General features: G+C 71.6%; 20 protein-coding genes. 11 read left to right on the forward strand and 9 right to left on the reverse strand.

From position 1 onward, the window contains the following. Positions 1-66 precede the first annotated feature (66 nt). Positions 67-1,593 (forward strand): leucyl aminopeptidase, encoded by a 1,527-nt coding sequence (locus tag ACSQ11_RS15980; protein ID WP_436007301.1) that lies wholly within the window; start codon positions 67-69, stop codon positions 1,591-1,593. Positions 1,594-1,681: 88 nt separating this feature from the next. On the opposite strand, the gene ACSQ11_RS15985 is transcribed toward ACSQ11_RS15980, so the two are convergent. Continuing rightward, positions 1,682-1,873: a DUF5302 domain-containing protein gene (locus ACSQ11_RS15985; protein WP_436007303.1), complete on the reverse strand. Its 192-nt coding sequence runs from the start codon at positions 1,871-1,873 to the stop codon at positions 1,682-1,684. Between the two features lie 190 nt (positions 1,874-2,063). Between ACSQ11_RS15985 and ACSQ11_RS15990 the strand changes: the two genes are divergently transcribed. Then, the gene (locus ACSQ11_RS15990) at positions 2,064-2,957 is read left to right on the forward strand and encodes a matrixin family metalloprotease (protein ID WP_436007305.1); all 894 of its coding nucleotides are present in this window, start codon (positions 2,064-2,066) and stop codon (positions 2,955-2,957) included. 3 nt (positions 2,958-2,960) lie between these two features. Here the strand turns inward: ACSQ11_RS15990 and ACSQ11_RS15995 are convergent, their stop codons facing one another. Further along, positions 2,961-3,290, reverse strand: a complete 330-nt coding sequence (locus ACSQ11_RS15995; RefSeq protein ID WP_436007307.1) for a hypothetical protein — start codon at positions 3,288-3,290, stop codon at positions 2,961-2,963. 219 nt (positions 3,291-3,509) lie between these two features. On the opposite strand from ACSQ11_RS15995, the gene lpdA reads away from it, so the two are divergent. The 3 genes from lpdA to ACSQ11_RS16010 are packed head-to-tail and all read left to right on the forward strand — an operon-like array spanning position 3,510 to position 7,818. Then, entirely contained in the window at positions 3,510-4,889 is a 1,380-nt protein-coding gene (lpdA, locus tag ACSQ11_RS16000; RefSeq protein ID WP_436007309.1) for a dihydrolipoyl dehydrogenase, read from the forward strand. Positions 4,890-4,927: 38 nt separating this feature from the next. Next, a complete protein-coding gene (gene sucB, locus ACSQ11_RS16005; RefSeq protein ID WP_436007311.1) occupies positions 4,928-6,913 on the forward strand; it encodes a 2-oxoglutarate dehydrogenase, E2 component, dihydrolipoamide succinyltransferase in 1,986 nt (661 codons plus the stop codon). A 5-nt stretch (positions 6,914-6,918) separates the two neighbouring features. Then, complete coding sequence (locus tag ACSQ11_RS16010; RefSeq protein WP_436007313.1) at positions 6,919-7,818, forward strand: TIGR01777 family oxidoreductase; 900 nt, start codon at positions 6,919-6,921, stop codon at positions 7,816-7,818. Here ACSQ11_RS16010 and ACSQ11_RS16015 read toward each other — a convergent pair. Further along, entirely contained in the window at positions 7,815-9,482 is a 1,668-nt protein-coding gene (locus ACSQ11_RS16015; protein ID WP_436007315.1) for a serine/threonine protein kinase, read from the reverse strand. The genes ACSQ11_RS16010 and ACSQ11_RS16015 overlap by 4 nt on opposite strands. 68 nt (positions 9,483-9,550) lie before the next feature. On the opposite strand from ACSQ11_RS16015, the gene ACSQ11_RS16020 reads away from it, so the two are divergent. Further along, complete coding sequence (locus ACSQ11_RS16020) at positions 9,551-10,282, forward strand: Type 1 glutamine amidotransferase-like domain-containing protein (protein ID WP_436007317.1); 732 nt, start codon at positions 9,551-9,553, stop codon at positions 10,280-10,282. A 13-nt stretch (positions 10,283-10,295) separates the two neighbouring features. On the opposite strand, the gene ACSQ11_RS16025 is transcribed toward ACSQ11_RS16020, so the two are convergent. Genes ACSQ11_RS16025 through ACSQ11_RS16035 form a run of 3 tightly spaced genes read right to left on the reverse strand, consistent with a single transcriptional unit; the run spans position 10,296 to position 14,188 of the window. Beyond that, on the reverse strand, positions 10,296-10,889 hold the full coding sequence (locus ACSQ11_RS16025) for a DinB family protein (RefSeq protein ID WP_436007319.1): 594 nt from the start codon (positions 10,887-10,889) through the stop codon (positions 10,296-10,298). Position 10,890: 1 nt separating this feature from the next. Continuing rightward, a complete protein-coding gene (locus ACSQ11_RS16030; RefSeq protein ID WP_436007321.1) occupies positions 10,891-11,943 on the reverse strand; it encodes a Gfo/Idh/MocA family protein in 1,053 nt (350 codons plus the stop codon). Positions 11,944-11,953: 10 nt separating this feature from the next. Further along, the gene (locus ACSQ11_RS16035) at positions 11,954-14,188 is read right to left on the reverse strand and encodes an MMPL family transporter (RefSeq protein WP_436007323.1); all 2,235 of its coding nucleotides are present in this window, start codon (positions 14,186-14,188) and stop codon (positions 11,954-11,956) included. Between the two features lie 95 nt (positions 14,189-14,283). Between ACSQ11_RS16035 and lipB the strand changes: the two genes are divergently transcribed. The 4 genes from lipB to ACSQ11_RS16055 all read left to right on the forward strand — a co-directional run bounded on the left by lipB (position 14,284) and on the right by ACSQ11_RS16055 (position 17,681). Beyond that, complete coding sequence (lipB, locus tag ACSQ11_RS16040) at positions 14,284-14,916, forward strand: lipoyl(octanoyl) transferase LipB (RefSeq protein WP_436007325.1); 633 nt, start codon at positions 14,284-14,286, stop codon at positions 14,914-14,916. A 191-nt stretch (positions 14,917-15,107) separates the two neighbouring features. Then, positions 15,108-16,133: a lipoyl synthase gene (lipA, locus tag ACSQ11_RS16045; RefSeq protein ID WP_436007327.1), complete on the forward strand. Its 1,026-nt coding sequence runs from the start codon at positions 15,108-15,110 to the stop codon at positions 16,131-16,133. Between the two features lie 68 nt (positions 16,134-16,201). Next, positions 16,202-16,939: a DUF4191 domain-containing protein gene (locus ACSQ11_RS16050; RefSeq protein ID WP_436007329.1), complete on the forward strand. Its 738-nt coding sequence runs from the start codon at positions 16,202-16,204 to the stop codon at positions 16,937-16,939. Positions 16,940-17,003: 64 nt separating this feature from the next. Beyond that, positions 17,004-17,681, forward strand: a complete 678-nt coding sequence (locus ACSQ11_RS16055; RefSeq protein ID WP_436007331.1) for a LysE family translocator — start codon at positions 17,004-17,006, stop codon at positions 17,679-17,681. Between the two features lie 3 nt (positions 17,682-17,684). Here the strand turns inward: ACSQ11_RS16055 and ACSQ11_RS16060 are convergent, their stop codons facing one another. After that, complete coding sequence (locus ACSQ11_RS16060; RefSeq protein WP_436007333.1) at positions 17,685-18,101, reverse strand: RDD family protein; 417 nt, start codon at positions 18,099-18,101, stop codon at positions 17,685-17,687. A gap of 170 nt (positions 18,102-18,271) precedes the next feature. Between ACSQ11_RS16060 and glnA the strand changes: the two genes are divergently transcribed. Continuing rightward, positions 18,272-19,696 carry a type I glutamate--ammonia ligase gene (gene glnA, locus ACSQ11_RS16065; protein WP_436007335.1) on the forward strand — a complete coding sequence of 475 codons (1,425 nt, stop codon included), beginning with the start codon at positions 18,272-18,274 and terminating at the stop codon, positions 19,694-19,696. A 195-nt stretch (positions 19,697-19,891) separates the two neighbouring features. Here the strand turns inward: glnA and ctlX are convergent, their stop codons facing one another. Next, entirely contained in the window at positions 19,892-20,917 is a 1,026-nt protein-coding gene (gene ctlX, locus ACSQ11_RS16070) for a citrulline utilization hydrolase CtlX (protein ID WP_436007337.1), read from the reverse strand. Between the two features lie 47 nt (positions 20,918-20,964). Continuing rightward, positions 20,965-21,801, reverse strand: coding sequence for a hypothetical protein (locus ACSQ11_RS16075; RefSeq protein WP_436007339.1), 837 nt, complete (start codon positions 21,799-21,801; stop codon positions 20,965-20,967). Positions 21,802-21,838 lie beyond the last annotated feature (37 nt).

Raw genomic sequence — 21,838 nt, forward strand, 5'->3', positions numbered from 1 at the left:
CGGCTAGGGTGCGACGCGAAGGGGCGACGATCTCGCCCGCCCGCAGACCTGTCAGGAGTGACCGCAGTGCCCAGCCTGAACCTCTCCACCCGCGACCTCGCGACGCTCAAGGTTGACGCCATCGTCGTCGGCTCCGTCTCCACCGACTCCGGTGCCGAGCTGGCGTCCGGCCACGGCCTGCCCAAGGCAGCCGCGAAGCACCTCGACGCGGTCCTCACCGACCTCGAGGCCAAGGGCAAGGCCGGCGAGGTCGTGCGCGTCGTCGCCGTCCCCGACGTCTCCGCCACGGCGGTCGTCGTGACCGGCCTCGGCAAGGCCGCCGACGTCACGCCCGACGTGCTGCGCGCCGCTGCCGGGTCCGCGCTCCGCTCGGTCGCGACGAAGTCCACGGTCGCCGTGGGCCTCCCGGCTGCCGACGAGGCGTCTCTCGCGGCCGTCTCCGACGGTGCGTATGCCGGGTGCTACACCTTCGACGCCGCCTCCACCAAGGTGTCCGCGGGTGCGAAGAAGACCGCGTCGACGGCGGCGTCGACCGGCCCCAAGGTCACCGTCGTCTCCTCCCTCGGCTCCGGCAAGTCGGTCAAGGCGGCCGTCGAGCGCGCCGCTGTCATCGGGGCGGCCCGCGACCTCGCCCGCGACCTCGTCAACACCCCGCCGAACCTCCTCACGCCTCAGGCGTTCGTCGAGCGCGTCAAGGCAGCCGTCGCGGCGTCGTCGGGCAAGGTCTCCGTCTCGGTCCTCGACGAGAAGGCCCTCGCCAAGGGCGGCTTCGGCGGCATCGTCGGCGTCGGCCAGGGCTCGGCCAACCCGCCGCGCATCGTGACGATGACGTACTCCCCCAGCGGCTTCCGCGGGTCCAAGGGCCAGTCCGTCGCCCTCGTCGGCAAGGGCATCACCTTCGACTCGGGTGGCCTGTGCATCAAGCCGGCGGCCGGCATGCTCACGATGAAGTCCGACATGGCCGGTGCCGCCGCCGTCGCCGCGGCCGTCCTCGCGGCCGCCGAGCTCGGTGGGCCCGTCGCGGTCACCGGCTACCTCTGCCTCGCGGAGAACATGCCGAGCGGCACCGCCCAGCGTCCCGGTGACGTCGTGACGATGCGCAACGGCACGACCGTCGAGATCATCGACACCGACGCCGAGGGCCGCATGGTCCTCGGTGACGGCATCTGCCTCGCGAGCGAGGCCAACCCCGACGTCATCGTCGACATCGCGACCCTCACGGGTGCGCAGATGGTCGCCCTCGGCAGCCGCGTCGCGGGTGTCATGGGCAACGACGACACCTTCCGCTCGGCCGTCGTCGACGCCGGCGCCGCCGAGGGCGAGGACTCCTGGCCGATGCCGCTGCCGCGCGAGCTGCGCGCCGGGCTGGACTCGGTCGTCGCCGACCTCGCGCACAAGGCCGACCGCTGGGGCGGCATGCTCACCGCCGGGCTCTTCCTCCAGGAGTTCGTCGGCGAGGGCATCGACTGGGCGCACGTCGACATCGCCGGCCCGTCGTTCAACGAGAAGGGCGCCGACGGCGCGACCCCCAAGGGCGGCACCGGCTACGGCGTCGCCACGCTCGTGCGGCTCATCGAGTCCCGCACCGCCTGACGGCCCCGCGCCGGACTCACGCGAACGGGCCCGGCACCGGAGATCTGGTCTCCGGTGCCGGGCCCGTTCGCGTCGCTGGGCGGGTGTCTCAGCCGGACTTGCGGCGGAACATCTGGTCGCGGCCCGAGGTCTCGGGGCCGTGACCGTGGTCGACCTTGGAGCGCTCCGAGTGGTCGGACACGTCGGCACCGCCGTGCGCGTGCTTCTTGTCCAGGGCCTCTCGGAACTTCTTCTTCATGTCCTCGCTCGGCGTGGGGCGGGAACTCTTGGAATCGGACACGGGGCCTCCTGGATCGGTGGTGCGGTCTCCCTCACTCTCGCACGGGCGAAGGCGCACCTGCCACAGGCTTTCCGGCACGGACATCGCCAACCCCGGGACGCCGACCCGGCACGGGTGCGATCTTGTGAGGGTGTCGGCGAGCTCGTGGCTGGACCGGGTGACGCTGGGACCGCAGCGTCGCCGGCGAACCATGCGCCGGCGTCTCGCCGAGCTCGACCGACTCGACGCCGTCGCGGCCGCGTCCGGCTCCCTGCGTCCGACGGACGCGATCCCGTATGCCGTCACGCCCACCTCGCGTCGTCGTCGCCTCACCGCACTTCCGCTGGTGGTCGCCCTCGTCACCGGCGGCCTGCTGTGGGTGCGCACAGCGGCGACGGAGCAGATCGACCACGTGGCGCGGGTCATCCCGGTCGAGCACGAACGCCCACCCGTCGCGGTCGACGTGGCGCCGGGCCGGCTGCTCCCGCCACCCGTGGCACCTCCGGGGTCCGGTGGCTACACGTTCATGTCCGAGAACACCCTCGGCCCGGCGGCCTACGACCCGTGCCGCCCGCTCCACCTCGTCGTCAACTACGAGGCGGCACCCGACGGCGCAGACGGCATCCTGCGCGAGGCGCTGGCGATGATCGTCCCCGCGGCCGGCCTGCAGATCGTCATCGACGGCCCGACCGACGAGCGCGCTCGTGAGCAGCGGCCAGCCATGGACCGCGACCGATACGGCAACGAGTGGTCACCCGCGCTCATCGCCTGGACGACTCCCGCCTCGGACCCGCGCCTCGACGGCGAGACGCTCGGGATCGGTGGCAGCCAGGCCGTCGCCGACGACAGCGGCCGGCTCCGGAGCGTGACCGGCATGATCCACCTCGACGGCCCCGACATCTCGCTCATGCTGTCCCGGGTCAACGGGCACGTCGACGCGGTCGCCGTCGTCGCTCACGAGCTCGGACACCTCCTCGGGCTCGGGCACATCGACGACCCGAGCCAGCTCATGGTGTCGCGCTACGACGGCCAGGTCGGGCTCGGCGACGGCGACCGGCGGGGCCTCGCCCGTCTCGCGGAGGCACCCTGCGCCCGGGGGGTGTGAGCGTCAGCGACGCCGCTGGCGCGAGTTCCAGTCGCGCATCCGCTGTGGGTAGCCCGTCTGGTTGACGTCGTAGGTCGGCAGGTGCAGCTCGGTCGCGAGCCGGAACGCGTCAGCGCGCGAGGGGACCGCGCGGCGCATCCACTCGCCGTCGTGGGCGATGAGGATGACCGTCGTCGCCGTGACGTTGGTGGCCGGCTCGACGAACGCCTCGACCCCGCGGCGGGTCGTCGCGAACTCCTGGAAGTTGGTGCGGGCGCGGCGCAGGTCGTCCTTCGAGGGCGCCGTCGAACCAGTCCCGGCCGCCTCCCGCTTGCTTCTCCTCCACCACGCCATGGCGACACGATACGGGCGCAGGCTGGGCGCGGGCTGGAACTCGCCGAGGTGGGCGCGGGCCCCACGCCCTGCGCGGCACGGCAGACGAGAGGGCTCCTCCGGACGGACATGACCTCGTGTGACGCCCGCCACGACGCAGTGACAGGATGGGCCGGAACTCGCGCCGTCGACGAGACCCGATCGACGCGTGCACCCTGACCCACAGAGGGAGCAGCACCCATGCCGGCCACCGCCGAGGACAGCTACGACGTCGTCATCCTGGGAGGCGGGAGCGGCGGCTACGCCTGCGCCTTCCGCGCAGCGGAGCTCGGGCTGCGGGTCGCCCTCGTCGAGAAGGCCAAGCTCGGCGGCACCTGCCTGCACGTGGGCTGCATCCCGACCAAGGCGCTGCTCCACGCCGCCGAGGTCGCCGACACCGCCCGTGAGGGCGCGCAGTTCGGCGTGCGCACGACGCTCGAGGGCATCGACATGGCGGGCGTCAACGCCTACAAGGACGGCGTCATCAGCCGCCTGCACAAGGGCCTGCTCGGGCTCGCGAAGGCACACAAGGTCGACCTCGTCGAGGGCGCCGGACGGCTCGTCGACCGCACCACCGTCGTTGTCGACGGGCGCCGGCTGACCGGCCGGCACGTGGTCCTCGCGACGGGCTCGTACCCGAAGTCGCTGCCCGGCCTCGAGATCGGCGGCCGGATCATGACAAGCGAGCAGGCGCTCCAGCTCGACCACGTCCCGAACCGCGTCGTCGTGCTCGGCGGCGGCGTCATCGGGGTCGAGTTCGCGTCGGTGTTCCGCTCCTTCGGCTCCGAGGTCACCGTCGTCGAGGCGCTACCCCGGCTCGTCGCCGCCGAGGACGAAGCCGTCTCCAAGGTCCTCGAGCGGTCGTTCCGCAAGCGCAAGATCACGGCGAAGACCGGGGTGAAGTTCACCGGTGCCACCCAGGACGGCGACGTCGTCACCGTCACGCTCGAGGACGGCACGTCCATCGAGGCCGACCTCCTGCTCGTCGCCGTCGGCCGCGGGCCGGTCACCGACGGACTCGGCTACGAGGAGGCCGGGGTGACGCTGGACCGCGGTTTCGTCACGACCGACGACCGACTCCGGACGAGCGCCGAGGGCGTGTATGCCGTGGGCGACATCGTTCCCGGCCTCCTGCTCGCGCACCGTGGCTTCCAGCAGGGCATCTTCGTCGCCGAGGACATCGCCGGTCTCGCACCGGCCGTCATCGACGAGAACACCATCCCGCGTGTCACCTACTGCGACCCCGAGATCGCCTCGGTCGGGCTCACCGAGGCGCAGGCGCGTGAGGTCCACGGCGAGGTCGAGACCTACGAGTACAACCTCGGCGGCAACGGCAAGTCCCAGATCCTCCAGACGCAGGGCTTCGTCAAGCTCGTGCGCTCCAAGGACGGGCCCGTCGTCGGCGTCCACATGGTCGGCGCCCGCATGGGCGAGCAGATCGGCGAGGCCCAGCTCATCGTCGGCTGGGAGGCCCACCCCGAGGACGTCGCACCCCTCGTCCACGCCCACCCGACCCAGAACGAAGCACTCGGCGAGGCCCATCTGGCGCTCGCTGGCAAACCCCTGCATGCTCACAACTAGAGTTGACGCACGCCACCGTCGATAGGAGAACAGACACCATGTCCGAACGTGTGACCATGCCCGCCCTCGGCGAGTCCGTGACCGAGGGCACCGTCACCCGGTGGCTCAAGAACGTCGGTGACCAGGTCGAGGTCGACGAGCCGTTGCTCGAGGTCTCGACCGACAAGGTCGACACCGAAATCCCCTCGCCCGTCGCGGGCACGCTCCAGGAGATCCTCGCCGAGGAGGACGAGACGGTCGCCGTCGGCGCCGACCTCGCCGTCATCGGTGACGGCGCTGCGGGCGGTGGCGACTCCAGCGCCCCGGCCGAGCAGCCGGCCGAGCAGGCCAGTGAGGCCCCGGCCGAGGCTGCGCCCGCGAGCGAGGACAGCTCGGGCCAGCCCGGCGACGGCGACGCCGTCGACTCCCCCCAGCAGCAGGACGAGGTCGCCGCTGCCGGCGACGAGGGCGGCCAGGAGCCTGCGACCCCGAACACCGAGGAGTCCGCACCGGCGACGTCCGAGACTGGGTCCGCCTCCTCCGGTGGCGGTGGCGGTGGCACGACCGTGACGATGCCCGCCCTGGGCGAGTCCGTCACCGAGGGCACGATCACTCGTTGGCTCAAGGCCGAGGGCGACGAGGTCGCCGTCGACGAGCCCCTCCTCGAGGTCTCGACCGACAAGGTCGACACCGAGATCCCCTCGCCGGTCGCCGGCACCCTGAGCAAGATCCTCGTCCAGGAGGACGAGACGGTCCCGGTCGGCGCTGACCTCGCCGTCGTCGGTGGCGGCGACGGTGGCTCGCAGCCCGCCCCGGCAGCCGAGTCCGCGCCTGCCGAGGCTCCCGCCGAGCCCCAGCAGGAGGCGCCGAAGCAGGAGGAGCCGAAGCAGGACGAGCCGAAGCAGGAGGCCCCCCAGCAGGAGGAGCCGAAGCAGGACGAGCCGAAGCAGGAGGCCCCCGCCGAGCAGACGTCGAAGGCCCCGGCCCAGCAGCCGGCCGCACCCGACGAGCCGGCCGCGTCCGAGGGTGAGGTCGCCCAAGCCGCCGCGCCCGCTGCGCAGTCCACCGCCCCGGCAGCGTCCTCGGACGGCGACGCCCAGGACGCCTCCGCCTACGTCACCCCGCTCGTGCGCAAGATCGCCTCCGAGAACAACATCGACCTCGGTAGCGTCAAGGGCACCGGCGTCGGCGGCCGTATCCGCAAGCAGGACGTCCTCGCCGCCGCGGAGGCCGCCAAGGCCCCGGCGCAGGCACCGGCCGCACCCGCTCCGGCCGCTGCTGCGCCGGCGCAGTCGTCCGGCTCCAAGGCCGCCGCACCGGAGAGCGACCTGCGGGGCACGACCCAGCCGATGACCCGCCTGCGCAAGGTGATCGCCAAGCGGATGGTCGAGTCGCTGCAGACGTCGGCGCAGCTCACGACGGTCGTCGAGGTGGACGTCACGAAGATCGCGCGCCTGCGCGACCGGGCCAAGGGAGACTTCGCTCGCCGCGAGGGCACCAAGCTCAGCTTCCTGCCCTTCTTCACGCTGGCCGCCATCGAGGCGCTCAAGGTCCACCCCACGGTCAACGCGAGCATCGAGGATGACAACGTCATCTACCACGGCAGCGAGAACGTCGGCATGGCCGTCGACACCGACAAGGGCCTGCTGGTCCCTGTCGTCAAGAACGCCGGTGACCTCAACATCGCCGGCCTCTCGCGCAACATCGCCGACCTCGCCGAGCGCACCCGCACCAACAAGATCACCCCCGACGACCTGGCCGGTGGGACCTTCACGATCACCAACACCGGGTCGCGTGGAGCGCTCTTCGACACCCCGATCATCAACCAGCCGCAGGTCGCGATCCTCGGCACCGGCGCCGTCGTCAAGCGTCCGGTCGTGGTGAAGGACAACGACGGTGGCGAGACGATCGCCATCCGCTCGATGGTCTACCTGGCACTCTCCTACGACCACCGGATCGTCGACGGCGCGGACGCCGCGCGGTTCCTCACCACGGTCAAGGAACGCCTCGAGGAAGGTGCCTTCGAGGCCGACCTCGGTCTCTGAGTCCCATGGCACAGCGCATCGCCGTCGCCGGCTCCTCCGGCCTGATCGGCGGTGCGCTGTGTCGTTCGCTGCGCGAGCGGGGCGACGACGTCGTGCGGCTCGTGCGCCGGCCGTCCGAGCACTCCTCGGAGGTCCAGTGGGACCCCGCCTCGCGCCACCTCGACCCGGCCGTCCTCGACGGCGTCGACGCGGTCGTCAACGTCGCCGGGGTGAGCCTGGGTGACAGGCGCTGGTCGCCGGCGTTCAAGGCCGAGCTCATCTCGTCGCGCACCGACGGCACGACCGCGCTCGCCGAGGCCATCGCGGACACGGGTCGCCAGATCCACCTCGTCAACGGCTCCGCCGTCGGCTACTACGGCGACCGCGGCGACGAGGTGCTCACCGAGGACAGCGAGGGCGGCTCCGGCTTCCTCAGCGACCTGGTGCGCGCGTGGGAGGGCGCGACCGAGCCGGCACGCGCGGCCGGCGCCCCCGTCGCCTGCCTGCGCACCGGGATCGTGCTCGCGGCTCAGGGCGACGCCTTCAAGCCGCTGCTCCTGCTCACCAAGCTCGGGCTCGGCGGGCCGTTGGGCAACGGGCGCCACTACTGGCCGTGGATCACGCTCGTCGACGAGGTGCGCGCGATCCTCCACGTCCTCGACCAGCGTCTCGAGGGCCCGGTCAACCTCACCGGTCCCGACCCGGCTCAGCAGCGGGAGATCGTCGCCGAGATGGGCCGGCAGCTGCACCGCCCGACGGTGCTGCCCGCGCCCTCCTTCGCGTTGCGTGCCGTCCTCGGCGAGATGGCGACCGACATCACCTCGAGCCAGCGCGCTCTCCCCCAGCGGCTGCTCGACAGTGGCTTCGAGCACGCGCACGCGACGTTGCCGGACGCGATCCGGTGGCTGCTCGCGGACGGGTCCTAGACCGCACGGACGTCGTGCACCCGCCACCCCGAGCCCGTGCGGACGAGATCGAGGAGCACCGGGGCGGCCGGGACCGCTGGTCGCGGCACGGCGCCCGAGGGCCCACGCACGACGTGGGCGCCGGTGTCGATCCGGGCGCGGACGGTCACCCGCTCCCCCGTGGTGCCCCTCCTGGCGCCCGTCGTCGCCGGGCCCCCTGCCGCCTCGGCGGAGGAGGCGCCCACGACTACGGCCTCACGCACGGTGAAGGTCAGACCGACGTAGCGCTGGCGCTCGCGCTGCACCCCGGCGAGCACCTCGGTGTCACGCGCCAGCGCCGGGGACCGGGCAGCGTCGACCTCGACGAGCCGGGCCGCGAGACCGGACGCCCACGCCTGCGCCCTCGCGTCGGCGAGGGCCTGCACGAGCTTCACGGCATCGCGTCGAGGTGCGTCTGCGTCGAGGCGGGCGTCGCCCGGGGCTGACGCGCTCGTGTCCTGCGACGCCTCCATGGACACCCCCTCCGGGACCGACCCACGCTCAGCCGACGCGGTCGACGCCCGGGCGTCGTCGCGAGTCCCGAGCCACGAGAGCGCACCGAGGACCGTGGCGGCCACGACCGCCGCCACGGCGACCCAGGGAAGGACGACGCGTCCGACATCGACGAGACGACGGCTGACTGACACGACACCTCCTCCCGCACGTGGCCTGGTCCGGCGGATGCCGTCGAGACCGGCGCCGAGCCACCCCGGGACGCGGCGCGAGCCGTGCGCGACCCCCGGCTGCTCCGACGACGGCGCGTCCCCCGACCGCGCGGCCGCGCGGATCCGACGGGTGAGCAGCCCCACGTCGTCACTCCCCGACGCCAGGACCAGCGGCTGTGCCGGAGCACTCTCGAAGATCGCCAGCGCGAGGGCGTCGGCGTCGGGCCGCTCCTCGGGCCGGGAGCGCAGGGCCTGCTCGATGCTCTCCACCAACCCTTCGGGCAGCCCCGGCACCCGCTCGGTGAGCCGCCCCCGCACGACGGCGGGACCGGGCGCCTCACCGGTCAGGCAGAACCACGCAAGCGCACCCAGGGCATGGACATCGGCAGCGGCGGTGTGCAGCCCGCCGGCCAGGACCTCGGGTGCGACGAAGCCCTCGGTGCCGCGCAGCTCGGTGGGATCGGCCCCGACGATGCGGGCGACTCCGAGGTCGGCCACGAAGGGCCGGCCGTCGAGGTCGAGCAGGACGTTGTCCGGCGACAGGTCGCCGTGCACGACACCGAGGCCGTGGAGACGGGCCAGGGTGGACGCCACCGGGCTCACCACGGTGACGAGCTCGCCCGGAGCGAGGTGCCCCCGTGTCCGGACGACCGAGCCGAGCGTGCCGCCCGCGAGATGGTCGAGGACGAGCGCGACCTCGCCGGTGGGCAGCGTCAGTGCCTTGTGGAGTCGCACGAGGTGCGGGTCGCGCAGACGCCCGAGCACCGCGAGCTCGACGAGGGCGTCGTCGGAATCGACGGCGGACACGACCTTGACCGCCACCGCCGACCCGTCCGGCGCGGTCGCCGACCACACCGTGCCCGAGCCGCCCTCAGCGATGGGCTCCACGACCTCGTAGCCCGGCAGGCTGGGAGCAGCGTGGTCCACGATCCGGTGGCGACCGGCATACCCGGTCGTGCTGGTGCGCTCCGAGGTCTCCATGGGCCCACGGTCCCCCAGACGGCGGAAACGGCCGCGAGCTTTTCCACAGGCCCGGCTAGGGTCACCGCATGCCAGCACCGCAGCCCACGATCCTCGCCACGTCAGGTGGCTACCGCCCCGCGAACCGCACCTACCTCGAGTTCGACGCGCTGGTGCACCACGCCGTCGAGCTCTCCGGCGTGCAGGGCCGCCCGAAGGTGTCCTTCCTGGGCACCGCGAGCGGCGACCAGCGGTTCTTCAACGACCACGTCCACCAGGCCGGCCGCGTGGCCGGCTTCGACATCTCGACGCTCGACCTGTTCCCGATGCCCAACGTGGACGACGTGGCCGGATACCTCCTCGAGCAGGACGTCGTCTGGGTCAACGGCGGCTCGGTCGCCAACCTCCTCGCCGTCTGGGAGGTGCACGACCTCGGCCCCGCGATGCGCGCCGCGTGGGAGGCCGGTGTCGTCCTCTCGGGCGTGTCCGCCGGCTCGATCTGCTGGTATGCCGGCGGCACCACCGACTCCTTCGGCCCCGAGCTGCGCGCGGTCACCAACGGGCTGGCCCTCCTGCCCTACGGCAACGGCGTCCACTACGACTCCGAGGCACGCCGCCGGCCGCTCGTCCACGAGCTCGTCGCCAACGGCACACTGCCGGACACCCACTGCACGGACGACGGGGTCGGCCTCGTCTACCACGGCACCGAGCTCGTCGAGGCGGTCTCGGAGCGTGACGGCAAGGGCGCCTACGTCGTCACCCGGGACGGCGACGCGGCCGTCGAGGAGCGGATCGAGCCGCGTCGCCTGCGCAACCCCTGAGCGGGACCCTCGCTCAGCGGAAGCGGTCGGCAGTCGCCTGGAGCCGCTCCCGGTACACCGCCCACCAGGCCTCGTCCTGCTTCGGCAGGTTGGGCGCCTCGGCCCGCATGCCGGTCGCGCCGTCGACGAGCTCACGGACGATGTCCATCTGCCCGGCGTGCCGGTTGGTCTCGGCGATCATGTGCACGAGGAGCACCTGCACCGGCACGGTCTCGCCGCTCTCGCCCCACCACGACACGGTGCCGGTGGCGTCGAGGTCGAGATCGGCGAGCACCGCGTCGGCATGCGCAGCTGCCCTGGTGTAGAGGTCGAGGATCGAGTCGCGCGACTCGTCGGCGGACGCCCACATGTCACCGTTGTCCTCGAGGGTGTCGTCCATCAGCGCGGCGTACCAGTCGGGCAGGTCGCTCATCGGCCGGCCGAGGCAGTCCCCGAAGTAGCCCGCCTCCATCGCGGCGAGATGCTTGACGACGCCGAGCAGGTTGGTCCCCGTCGGTGTCATCGGGCGCCGGACGTCGTGCTCCGAGAGCCCGTCCACCTTCCAGCGGACGGCGGTGCGAGCGACCGAGAGGTAGCGCAGCAGGACGGCCTTGGGGTCGTCGTACATGTCACGCCTCCTCGGCGCGCGGGCGGGTCCCCGGCGTGAGGACCTCGACGACCCGGCCGTCCTCGGCGCTCGTCCGAGCGGCGTCGATGACGGCGAGGGTGTGCACGGCGTCGGCCGGGTCGACCGGCATCGCCGCCTGCACGTCCTCGGCGGTCAGCGCCTCCCCGACCGCGCGGTAGAAGTCGACCTGGGTCGACGCGGTCGTCGACACCGGCTCGCGCTCGTCGGCGCGGTAGAGCCAGCCGCAGTGCTCGTCGTCGGCGTCGGCGGTGTCGGGGAAGACGTTGACGTCGTTCTCGAACTCGTTCTGGACGTATGCCGCGTCCCGCCCGAGCAGTCGCACGCGCGGACCGGGCGCGCCGGCGACCGACGTGGCGCCCAGGTGCGACGTCACGCCCGTCTCGTGACGGCATACGAGGAAGGCGTCGTCCTCGGCGGGGGTCGTGTGCGACTCGACCGTCGCGAACACCGTCTCGACCGGGCCGAACAGCTGCACGGCCATGTCGACGAGGTGCGAGTGGAGGTCGAGCAGGATGCCGCCGCCCTCGGTCGGCGGGGCGTTCTCGCGCCAGCGGTCCTTGGCGACCGGACGCCACCGCTCCCAGCGCAGCTCGCACCGGAACGGCTCTCCCGCAAGGCGATCGGTGACCACAGTCGCCAGCGTCGTGAACTGCGGGTCGTAGCGTCGGTTCTGGAACACCGTGAGCGGCACCCCGGCGTGGGCGGCGGCGTCGACGAGCCCGAGGGCGTCGTCGGCGTCGACCGCGAGCGGCTTGTCGACGACGACGGGGATGCCGGCCGCGATGACCTTTTCGGCGTGCTCGACGTGGCTGCCGCTCGGGGTCGCGAGCACGACGACGTCGAGACCCTCGACCTCCAGGAGTGCGTCGAGGTCGTCGACGACGAGGGCGTCCGGGAAGTCTGTGGCGACCTCGGCCCGGCGGTCCGGGTTGGACGTGGCCACCGCGGCGAGCTCGAGGCCCGCGTCCCGGATGAGCGGCGCGTGGATCCCGCGCCCCGCCGATGCGTACCCTGCCAGTCCGACTCTCACCATCTCCCGGACACTAGTGGGCGACGGTGTCAGCGGTCTCCTCGACCCGGTCCGTCGTGTCCGCGCCCTCGCGGTCCCCTGCGAGCCGGGCCGGCCACCACACCTTCGGGCCGAGGTCGTGGGCCAGCGCGGGGACGAGCAGGCTGCGGACGACGAAGGTGTCGAGGATGACGCCGAAGGCGACGATGAACGCCACCTGCACGAGGAAGACGAGCGGAAGCACGGTGAGCGACGAGAAGGTCGCCGCGAGGACGATGCCCGCGCTCGTGATGACGCCGCCGGTGACCGCGAGCCCGACGAGGATCCCGGGTCGGGTTCCGCGGTGCACCGACTCCTCGCGCACGCGGGTCATGAGGAAGATCGAGTAGTCGATGCCCAGCGCCACGAGGAAGACGAATCCGTAGAGCGGGATCGCGGGGTCGCTCCTACCGAACCCGAGGACGTGGTCGAAGACGAGCGCCGACACCCCGATCGTGGCTGCGAACGACACGACGTTGGCGACGACGAGCAGCAGCGGGGCGACGAACGAGCGGAGCAGCAGGCAGAGGACGAGGAAGATCACGACGAGGATCGAGGGCACGATGACGCGCAGGTCGCGGCCGCTCGCCTCGAGGACGTCGAGGTTGATCGCCGCCTGGCCGCCGACGAGGGCGTCCGGGCTGATGGCGTCGAGCGAGGTCCGCAACCGCCGGACGGTCTCCTCCGCCTCGGCGCTGTCGGCCGCACCGGTCGAGGTGCCCTGCACGAGCTGGAGGCCGTCGACAGGTGCCGCCTCCGGTGCGGGTTGTCCGGGCACCGGTGGCGTGAGCCCGATGTAGGCCGACTCGACCCCGGGGTCCGCGTCGAGGGCCGAGCGCACCGACTCGGCACGGTCCTCGGGAACGACGACCTGCACCGGGCTGCCGGCTCCGGCGGCGAAGTGTCGCTCGATCGCCTCCTGCGCGTCGACCGAGTCGGTGGCCACGAGGAACGTGTCCTTGATGGTGACACCGGAGGCCTTGAACGTCGGCGCGAACGCCGCGGCGGCGAGCAGCACCGCGAGGGTGACCACCCACGTGCGGCGGGGGTGACGACCGACGAGCCCCGAGACGCGACCCCACAACGAGCGCGTCCCGACGGCGTCCTCCGCGTGGTGGTGGTCGACGCGAGGGGCGAACGGCCAGAACGCCTTCCGGCCGAAGAGCAGCAGCACCGCGGGCAGGAACGTCAGTGACGCGAGCAGCGCACCGGCGACCCCGAACGCGCCCACCGGCCCGAGCCCGGCGGTGTTGCGCAGCGACGCGAGCATGAGGCAGAGCAGCCCGAGGATGACCGTGGCCGCGCTCGCGGCGATCGGCTCGACCGAGCCCCGCCACGCCCGGCGCAGCGCCACCCAGGTGCTGTCGTGCTCGTGCAGCTCCTCGCGGAAGCGGCTCACGAGGAGCAGGGCGTAGTCGGTGGCGGCGCCGACGACGAGGATGAACATGATCCCCTGCGACTGCCCGGACAGCTCGATCGTGCCGTTCTCGGCGAGCGGTCGGATGACGAGCACCGCGAGGCTCAGCCCGAACACCGCGCTGAGCAGTACGGCAATGGGCAGGATCGGGCTGCGGTAGACGACGAGCAGGATGACGAGGACGACGACGAGCGCGACGAGCAGCAGAACCCCGTCGATGCCGGCGAACGCCGCCGAGAAGTCGGCGACGAGGCCACCCGGCCCTCCGACGCTCGTCGTGAGCCCGGTGCCACTGAGCGACACCCGGGCCTTGACCCGCAGCTCCTCGGTCGCCGAGACGATCGGGGCCTCGCCGTCGACGACGTCGGAGACCGCCGCCTCGGTGAGCGGCACGATGAGCAGTGCGGCCCTGCGGTCCTCGCTGGGCACCGGGACGATCTGCGCGCCGTCGACGATGTAGTCCCCGAGCGTCCTGTCGAGCCCCGGCAGGGGCAGAGACGGCAGCTCGCGGCCGAGCTGGAGCAGGGCGAACCCGTCGCGCTCGTCGAGCTCGCCACCGTCGCGCCCCTCGGCGACGAGGAAGAGTGGGATCTCGTCCTCGTCGCTGAACCGGCTCACCGCCTCGAGCACCGCCGTCGACTCGGCGTCGGTGGGCAGGAAGGAGGCGTTGTCGTTCTTCTGCACCTCGGACAGGCGCCCGGTGGCGGGACCACCGATCGCCCCCACGGCCAGCCAGCAGAGCAGCACGACGAGGGCGCCGAACATCACCCGGCGAGGCAGGCGCGCCCGATGCTGTCCCCTGTGGTGCGTCACCCGCCTCACCCTAGGTGCCCGACCTTGGCCGGGGAGGCGAGACGGAAGGTTCGCCCGGGCCCCGGGCTCTGCGTGGGACGGCATACGGTGGGGTCATGCGTTTCGTGCACTTGGGCTTCGCTCCTGACTTCGTCGACTACTCCGACGGCTGGGAGCGCCAGCGCGAGGTGCACGCCGCCGTCGCCGAGGAGCGCGAGCCCGACACGACGCTGCTCCTCGAGCACGCCGCCGTCTACACCGCCGGCAAGCGCACCCTGCCCGAGCAGCGTCCCTTCGACGGCACCCCCGTCGTCGATGTCGACCGCGGTGGCCTCATCACGTGGCATGGGCCCGGTCAGCTCGTCGGATACCCGATCGTGCGCCTGCCCGAGGTGCCCATCGACGTCGTCGCTCACGTCCGCCGCCTCGAGGAGGCGATGATGCGGATGACGCGCGAGTTCGGTGTCGAGACCGTCCGTGTCGAGGGCCGCAGCGGGGTCTGGGTCCTCGAGGACGACCGTGGGCCGGACCGCAAGCTCGGCGCCATCGGCGTCCGGGTGAGCCGCCGGACGACGATGCACGGCTTCGCGCTCAACTGCGACGCCGACCTCTCGTGGGCCGACAACATCGTCGCGTGCGGCATCGCCGACGCCGGCGTCTCGTCGATCAGCCGCGAGGCCGGCCGCACGGTCACCGTCCAGGACCTCCTCCCCTACGCCGAGAAGCACCTCACCGACGTCCTCGGCTGAGTCCCGGTCACTGCCGGCGCGTATGCCGTTCGCCCACCTCCGCGTGTGGCCGCAGCCCTCGCTGGGAGTCGAGGTGGCACGACACGCCGCGTGGGCTCGAGCAGCGTGGCATCTCGCGCTCTCTCGTCCGCGGTGGCCGTCCTCTCGGGCGGATGTGGGGTGTGTCTCACCCCGGGCGTACTCTGGAGCGCGTGACTGTCGCACCCGAAGGACGTCGTCTCCTGCGCGTCGAGGCCCGCAACGCCGAGACCCCGATCGAGCGCAAGCCGGAGTGGATCCGCACCACCGCCAAGATGGGCCCGGAGTACACCCAGCTGCACTCGATGGTGAAGAAGGAGGGGCTCCACACCGTCTGCCAGGAAGCCAGCTGTCCCAACATCTTCGAGTGCTGGGAGGACAAGGAAGCCACCTTCCTCATCGGCGGTGACGTCTGCACCCGCCGCTGCGACTTCTGCGACATCGCCACGGGCCGCCCGACCGCGCTCGATCTCGACGAGCCGCGTCGTGTCGCCGAGTCCGTCCAGTCGATGGGCCTGCGCTACTCGACCGTGACGGGTGTCGCCCGCGACGACCAGCCCGACGGCGCCGCCGGTCTGTACGCCGAGACGATCCGCCAGATCCACGCCCTCAACCCCAACACCGGCGTCGAGATCCTTCCGCCCGACTTCGGCGCCAAGCCCGAGCTCGTCGGCCAGGTCTTCGACGCCCGCCCCGAGGTGTTCGCGCACAACCTCGAGACGGTGCCGCGGATCTTCCGCCAGATCCGCCCGGCGTTCACCTACGAGAAGTCGCTCAAGGTGCTGTCGATGGCCCGCGACGCCGAGCTCGTGACCAAGTCCAACCTCATCCTCGGGATGGGCGAGCAGGACCACGAGGTCGAGCAGGCCATCGCCGACCTCCACGACGCGGGCTGCGACATCCTCACGATCACCCAGTACCTCCGCCCCTCGAAGCTGCACCACCCGATCGACCGGTGGGTCAAGCCCGAGGAGTTCGTCCACTGGAGCACCGTCGCCGAGGACATGGGCTTCAAGGGCGTCATGGCCGGCCCGCTCGTGCGCTCCTCCTACCGCGCCGGTCGTCTCTGGGCCACCGCCATGACGAAGTGGGGCCGCCCGATCCCCGAGCACCTGTCGCACCTCGCCCAGGCCGCCGGGGACCCCGCCCGCCAGGAGGCCGCGTCGCTGGTGGCGCGCTCCGCGCGGGCCGTATCCTGATCCCTGAAGAACTCGCTCGCACCGGTGCGCTCCCGCGCGCCATCCACTGACGCAGGAGCACGCACCCCGTGGCCAAGGCCAAAGAGAGCACTGAAGAGAAGAAGCCCGGACGGTTCGCCGAGATCCGCCAGGGCTACCGCGCCGTCAAGCAGGTCGACCCGAAGATCGGGTGGTTCATGCTGCTGGCCGCGGTCGTGACGTTCCTCGTCATCGTCGGCATCGGCTTCCTGCTCGGTGGCCTGTGGCGCTGGTACCTCATCCTCATCGCGATCCCGGCCGCACTCCTCGCCGCCACCTTCGTCATGAACCGTCGTGGCAACAAGGCCATGTACGGCATGCTCGAGGGTCAGGCCGGCGCCGCCGGCGCCGCGCTCCAGAGCATGGGTCGTCGCGGCTGGTACGCCGCGACCGAGCCCGTCGCCATCGACGCCAACCGCGCGTCCAAGCCGAGCGCCCTCTCCGGCTCTGCGATGGTCTTCCGCGCCCTCGGTCGACCGGGCGTCGTCCTCATCGGCGAGGGCCCCAAGCAGCGGGTCATGAAGCTGCTCAAGGCCGAGGAGAAGAAGGTCGGCCGCGTGGCCCCCGGCGTGCCCGTGCACCTCTGGGTCGTTGGTGACGGCGAGGGCGAGGTCAAGATCAGCAAGATCAGCTCCAAGCTCAGCCGCATGCGTCCGGTCCTCACCAAGGAGGAGACGTCGGTCGTCAACAAGCGGCTCAAGTCGCTCGGCGGCCTGCGCACCGGCGTCCCCGCCGGCATGGACCCGACCCGTGCCCGCGTCGACCGCAAGGCCATGCGCGGCAAGTAGGCCTGACCGCTCGCCTGCCGGAATCCTCTCGCCTCGCAGGGGTGGCCGGGTCCACCATGGGCGTATGCCGTCCGCTCCCACCCTCGCTGCCTTCGCCGGGGCCTCGCTGATGCTCATCCTGCTGCCCGGCCCGGCGATGCTCTTCTTGGTCGCCCGGGGCGTGGCCGGCGGTCGCCGGGTCGGTGTCATGTCGGCACTCGGTGTCGACTCGGCGACCGCGACGTTCGTCGTCGCGACGGCGCTCGGGCTCACGGCGGTCCTCGCGACGTCGGCACTGGCCCTGTCGGTCGTGCGCTTCGTCGGCGCCGGATACCTCGTGTGGCTGGGCATCGGCGTGCTCCGCCGCCGCAACGGCGACGTCGCTCCTGCCGCGGCGCTGCCGTCGGCGTCGGCGCCCACCCGGCAGAGCGACTGGACGAGCTGGCGGCAGGGGTACGTCGTCGGCATCGCCAACCCCAAGGTGGCGCTGTTCTTCCTCGCCTTCTTCCCGCAGTTCCTCGACCCCGCCCGTGGCTCGATGACCGTCCAGATCCTCGTCCTCGGGGCGGTGTTCGTCGGGATCGGCACCTTCTTCGACACGAGCTACGGCGCACTCGCCGGGACGCTGTCGGCGCGGATGGCTCGACGCCGTGCCGAGCGCACCGGTTCGGCCCGGCGCTCGGCCAGGGGCCGGATCGCGATCGGCCTGACCTACATCGGGCTGGGCGGGTTCACCGCGGCGACGGGCACCCGCGCCCTCTGAGCCTCAGCGACGGACGATGACGGTGCCCGCGATGGCGTCGTGGAAGCCCCGCCCGTCGCGCGCGCTGAGCACGGCCGGGACGAAGAGGCAGAGCAGCAGGGTGCGGACGACGACCTGCAGCGGGAACGAGCCCGGCTTCACCTGAAGCACTTGGAGCCTGACAATTGCCTGACCGGGTGTCGCCGCGAACGCCGTGATCGACAGGATGTTGAGCACGGCGAGGATCCCGAGCGGGACGAACGACTGCACTCCCCCGGCCCCCAGCTCGGCCCCGAAGGCCACACCCGCCAGCACCTGGACGAGAACCCAGTCGACGAGCAGGCCGAGCGCGCGACGCCACAGCGGAGCCATCGACCCGGGTCCGGCGGCCGGGAGCCCAAGGTGCTCGCCGGCATACGACGACTCTTCTTCGGTGCTCACACGAGGACTGTATGCGGCGCCACCATGGACGCCCCGAACGGGTCCGTGGCGGCTCTGGCAGGGTGTAACACCGGTGAAACATTCGGGTCATGGCCGAGAAACCGCGCACCTCTAGGGTTCTCGACATGTCCGGGCACCGCCCGCCGTTCCCTTTGCCTAGGAGGCCCCACTTGTTCAGCTCCGCTGACGAGGTCCTGTCGTTCATCAAGGACGAGGACGTCAAGTTCGTCGACATCCGTTTCTGTGACCTCCCCGGGGTCATGCAGCACTTCAACGTGCCGGCCGAGAGCGTGGATGAGGACTTCTTCACCAACGGCCAGGCCTTCGACGGATCCTCGATCCGCGGCTTCCAGGCGATCCACGAGTCCGACATGAAGCTCATCCCGGACGTGTCGTCGGCCTACCTCGACCCGTTCCGTGAGCACAAGACGCTCATCATGAACTTCTCGATCGTCGACCCGTTCACCGACGAGCCCTACAGCCGCGACCCGCGCAACATCGCCGCCAAGGCCGAGGCCTACCTCACGTCGACCGGCATCGCGGACACCGCCTACTTCGGTGCCGAGGCCGAGTTCTACGTCTTCGACGACGTGCGCTTCGAGACCAAGGCCAACGCCTCGTACTACTACATCGACTCCATCGAGGCCGCCTGGAACAGCGGTCGCGAGGAGGAGGGTGGCAACAAGGGCTACAAGACGCGCTACAAGGGTGGCTACTTCCCCGTCCCGCCGGTCGACCACTTCGCCGACGTGCGCGACAACATCTGCCTCAACCTCGACCGCGTCGGCATCAAGGTCGAGCGCAGCCACCACGAGGTCGGCACCGCGGGCCAGCAGGAGATCAACTACCGCTTCGACACGCTCCTCGCGTCCGGCGACGACATGATGAAGTTCAAGTACGTCGTCAAGAACACGGTGTGGGCCGGCGGCAAGACCGCGACGTTCATGCCGAAGCCGATCTTCGGTGACAACGGTTCGGGCATGCACACCCACCAGTCGCTCTGGAAGGACGGCGAGCCGCTCTTCTACGACGAGCGCGGCTACGGCGGCCTCTCCGACATCGCCCGCTGGTACATCGGTGGCCTCCTCAAGCACGCCCCCGCCGTCCTCGCGTTCACGAACCCGACGGTGAACTCGTACCACCGCCTCGTGCCCGGCTACGAGGCCCCGGTCAACCTCGTCTACTCGGCGCGCAACCGCTCCGCCTGCGTGCGCATCCCGATCGCCGGCGACTCGCCCAAGGCCAAGCGCATCGAGTTCCGCATCCCGGATCCGTCGTGCAACCCCTACCTCGCATTCGCCGCGCAGCTCATGGCCGGCCTCGACGGCATCCGCAACCGCATCGAGCCCCCGGAGCCCGTGGACAAGGACCTCTACGAGCTGCCGCCCGAGGAGCACGACGCCATCGAGCAGGTCCCCGGCTCCCTGCCCGCCGTCCTCGACGCGCTCGAGGCCGACCACGAGTTCCTCCTCGAGGGTGACGTCTTCACCCAGGACCTCATCGACACCTGGATCGAGTGGAAGCGCAAGAACGAGGTCGACCCGATCCGCTTCCGCCCGCACCCGCACGAGTTCGAGATGTACTTCGACATCTGAGCAAACCTGCAGTGTCGGGTGTCGACGAAGGCACAGACAACTGGGCCGACACTTTCGCTCCCCATGAGGGAACGTTGAGGGGCCGGAGGGAACATTTCCCTCCGGCCCCTCACCCTTTCCTCCGTATGCCGTCCGCCACCGCTGCCGGCCTCCCCGAACCCGTCCGGGCGCGACGAAGGAGCGGTCCGGCCCGGCTCAGTCCTGCTCGACGAGGTCCTGGCCGTCGATGGTCTCGGCCGTCTCGTCGATGGCCTCGACGAGGGCGGTCGGCTCGGGCTCGGCCGTGGGCCGGCGGTCGAGGTGGACGCCGGCGATCATGCAGCGCACCGATCCACCGGCGAGCTCGATCGTGGGGATGTCGACGGCGACGATCTCGCACGACTCCTCGATCGCGGCGACCTGGTCGGAGCGCAGGCTGCGCCGGGCGCGGGCCGACATCGCCATGACGTAGCGGCGCTTGCCCGTGTCGGTGCGTCCACAGAGCTCGACGGCGTTGCCGGCGAACTCACGGATCTGCTGCTCGGTGAGCTCGACGATCGTGCGTCCGGTGACGGAGAGACGCTCACGGACCTGCTCACGGCGCACCTCGTCCGGGATCATCTCGAGGGCGATGAGGGCGACGTCGGTGCCGATGCAGGCGATGACGTTGGTGTGGTAGACCGCGACACCCTCGGAGTCGACGGCGTCGAAGGCCATCGGCTCGTAGCCGAAGTCGGTGCAGAAGCGCTCGAGGACGGCGATGTCGGCACGGTGGCTGCGTGCGGTGTAGGCGACGCGGGAGACGTGGTCGAGGACCATGGCCCCGGTCCCCTCGAGGAAGATCCCATCGGGCTCCAGCCCCGAGTAGTCGACGATCGCCTGGACGCGGTAGTCCGACTTGAGCATCTCGAGCACGTCGGCGCGCCGCTCGTGGCGACGGTTGGAGGCGTACATCGGGTAGACCGCGACGTAGCCACCGGCATGGGTCGAGAGCCAGTTGTTGGGGAAGACGCTGTCGGGTCGGGTGTGGTCCTCGTCGGCGAAGACGTGGACCCGGACGCCGACGGCCCGCAGGGCGTCGGCCAAGGCGTCCATCTCGGCCAGCGCGGTCGTCGACACGACGTCGTCGGACTGTCCCGCGGGGACGTCACGCTGGAAGGCGTTGTCGGCGGCCGTCGCAGGGTTGGGCAGGAACTTCTCGGCACGAACGAGGATGACAGCGGAAGGGGCCTGAGCACTCACGGACGGAATGTAGTCCATGCCTCCTCAGGCCCCGAAACTCCGCCGGGTCAGAACCCGCCGCCGAAGTCACCTCCACCGAAGTCGCCACCGCCGAAGACCCCGCCACCGAGGTCACCTCCGCCGCCGAGGTCCGAGCCACCGCCCTCGTCGGGAGCCACGGGGCCGGCGCCTCCTGGGTCAGCCGCGCCTCCACCGCCGCCGTCCTGCGCGTATCCCGCGCCGCCGCCGTCACCGCCGCCGTCCTGGTCCCCGAACCCACTGGCGTCGCCTTCGGCGCCCGTGTCGCCGGCTCCGGTGTCGCCCGCGCCGGTGTCGCCCGCCTCGGCGGCCTCGGGCGACGAGCCGTAGTCGGTGAACAACGCGTCAGCGATGGCGGACCCGACGACGACACCCGCGATGGTGCCCATCATCGAGCCCATGAGCGTGCCGCCCATCCCGCCACCACCGAAGCCGCTGCGCCCGAACGTGCGCTCCAGCGTGCCGGGCTGGCGCACCTCTGCGCGGGTTGCGGCACGGGCGAGGTCCTGGGGCTCGGCACTCACGGGCGCCTCGCCCTGGGGCGCGCCCTCACGCAGCCCCTCGAGGACCTGCTGGCGTTGGTCGGGGCTCAGCCGTCCGAACGCCTCGGCATGGACCTGTTCGAGGGTCTCGGGCGGCGCCGTGCGCAGGAGGTAGCGGTAGCGGGCGATCGCCCGGGCGTCCTCACTCGAGGCTCCAGCCGCACCCGCACCCGCATGCGCTCCGCCGCCCTGGAACTGCTGCGACTGCTGGGGCTGACCGGACGGCGTCCCCTGCGTCGTCCATGACCCGCCGCCGGAGCCCGGTGCGCCGGCCTGTCCCTGCATGCGTGGCTCCCGTCCGAGGAGCCTGTCGAGGAAACCCATGGTTCGTCCTCCCGTCGTGGCGCATCCGGTGACGCGA

The organism is Knoellia sp. LjRoot47, assembly GCF_964253435.1.
Lineage (GTDB): Bacteria > Actinomycetota > Actinomycetes > Actinomycetales > Dermatophilaceae > Knoellia.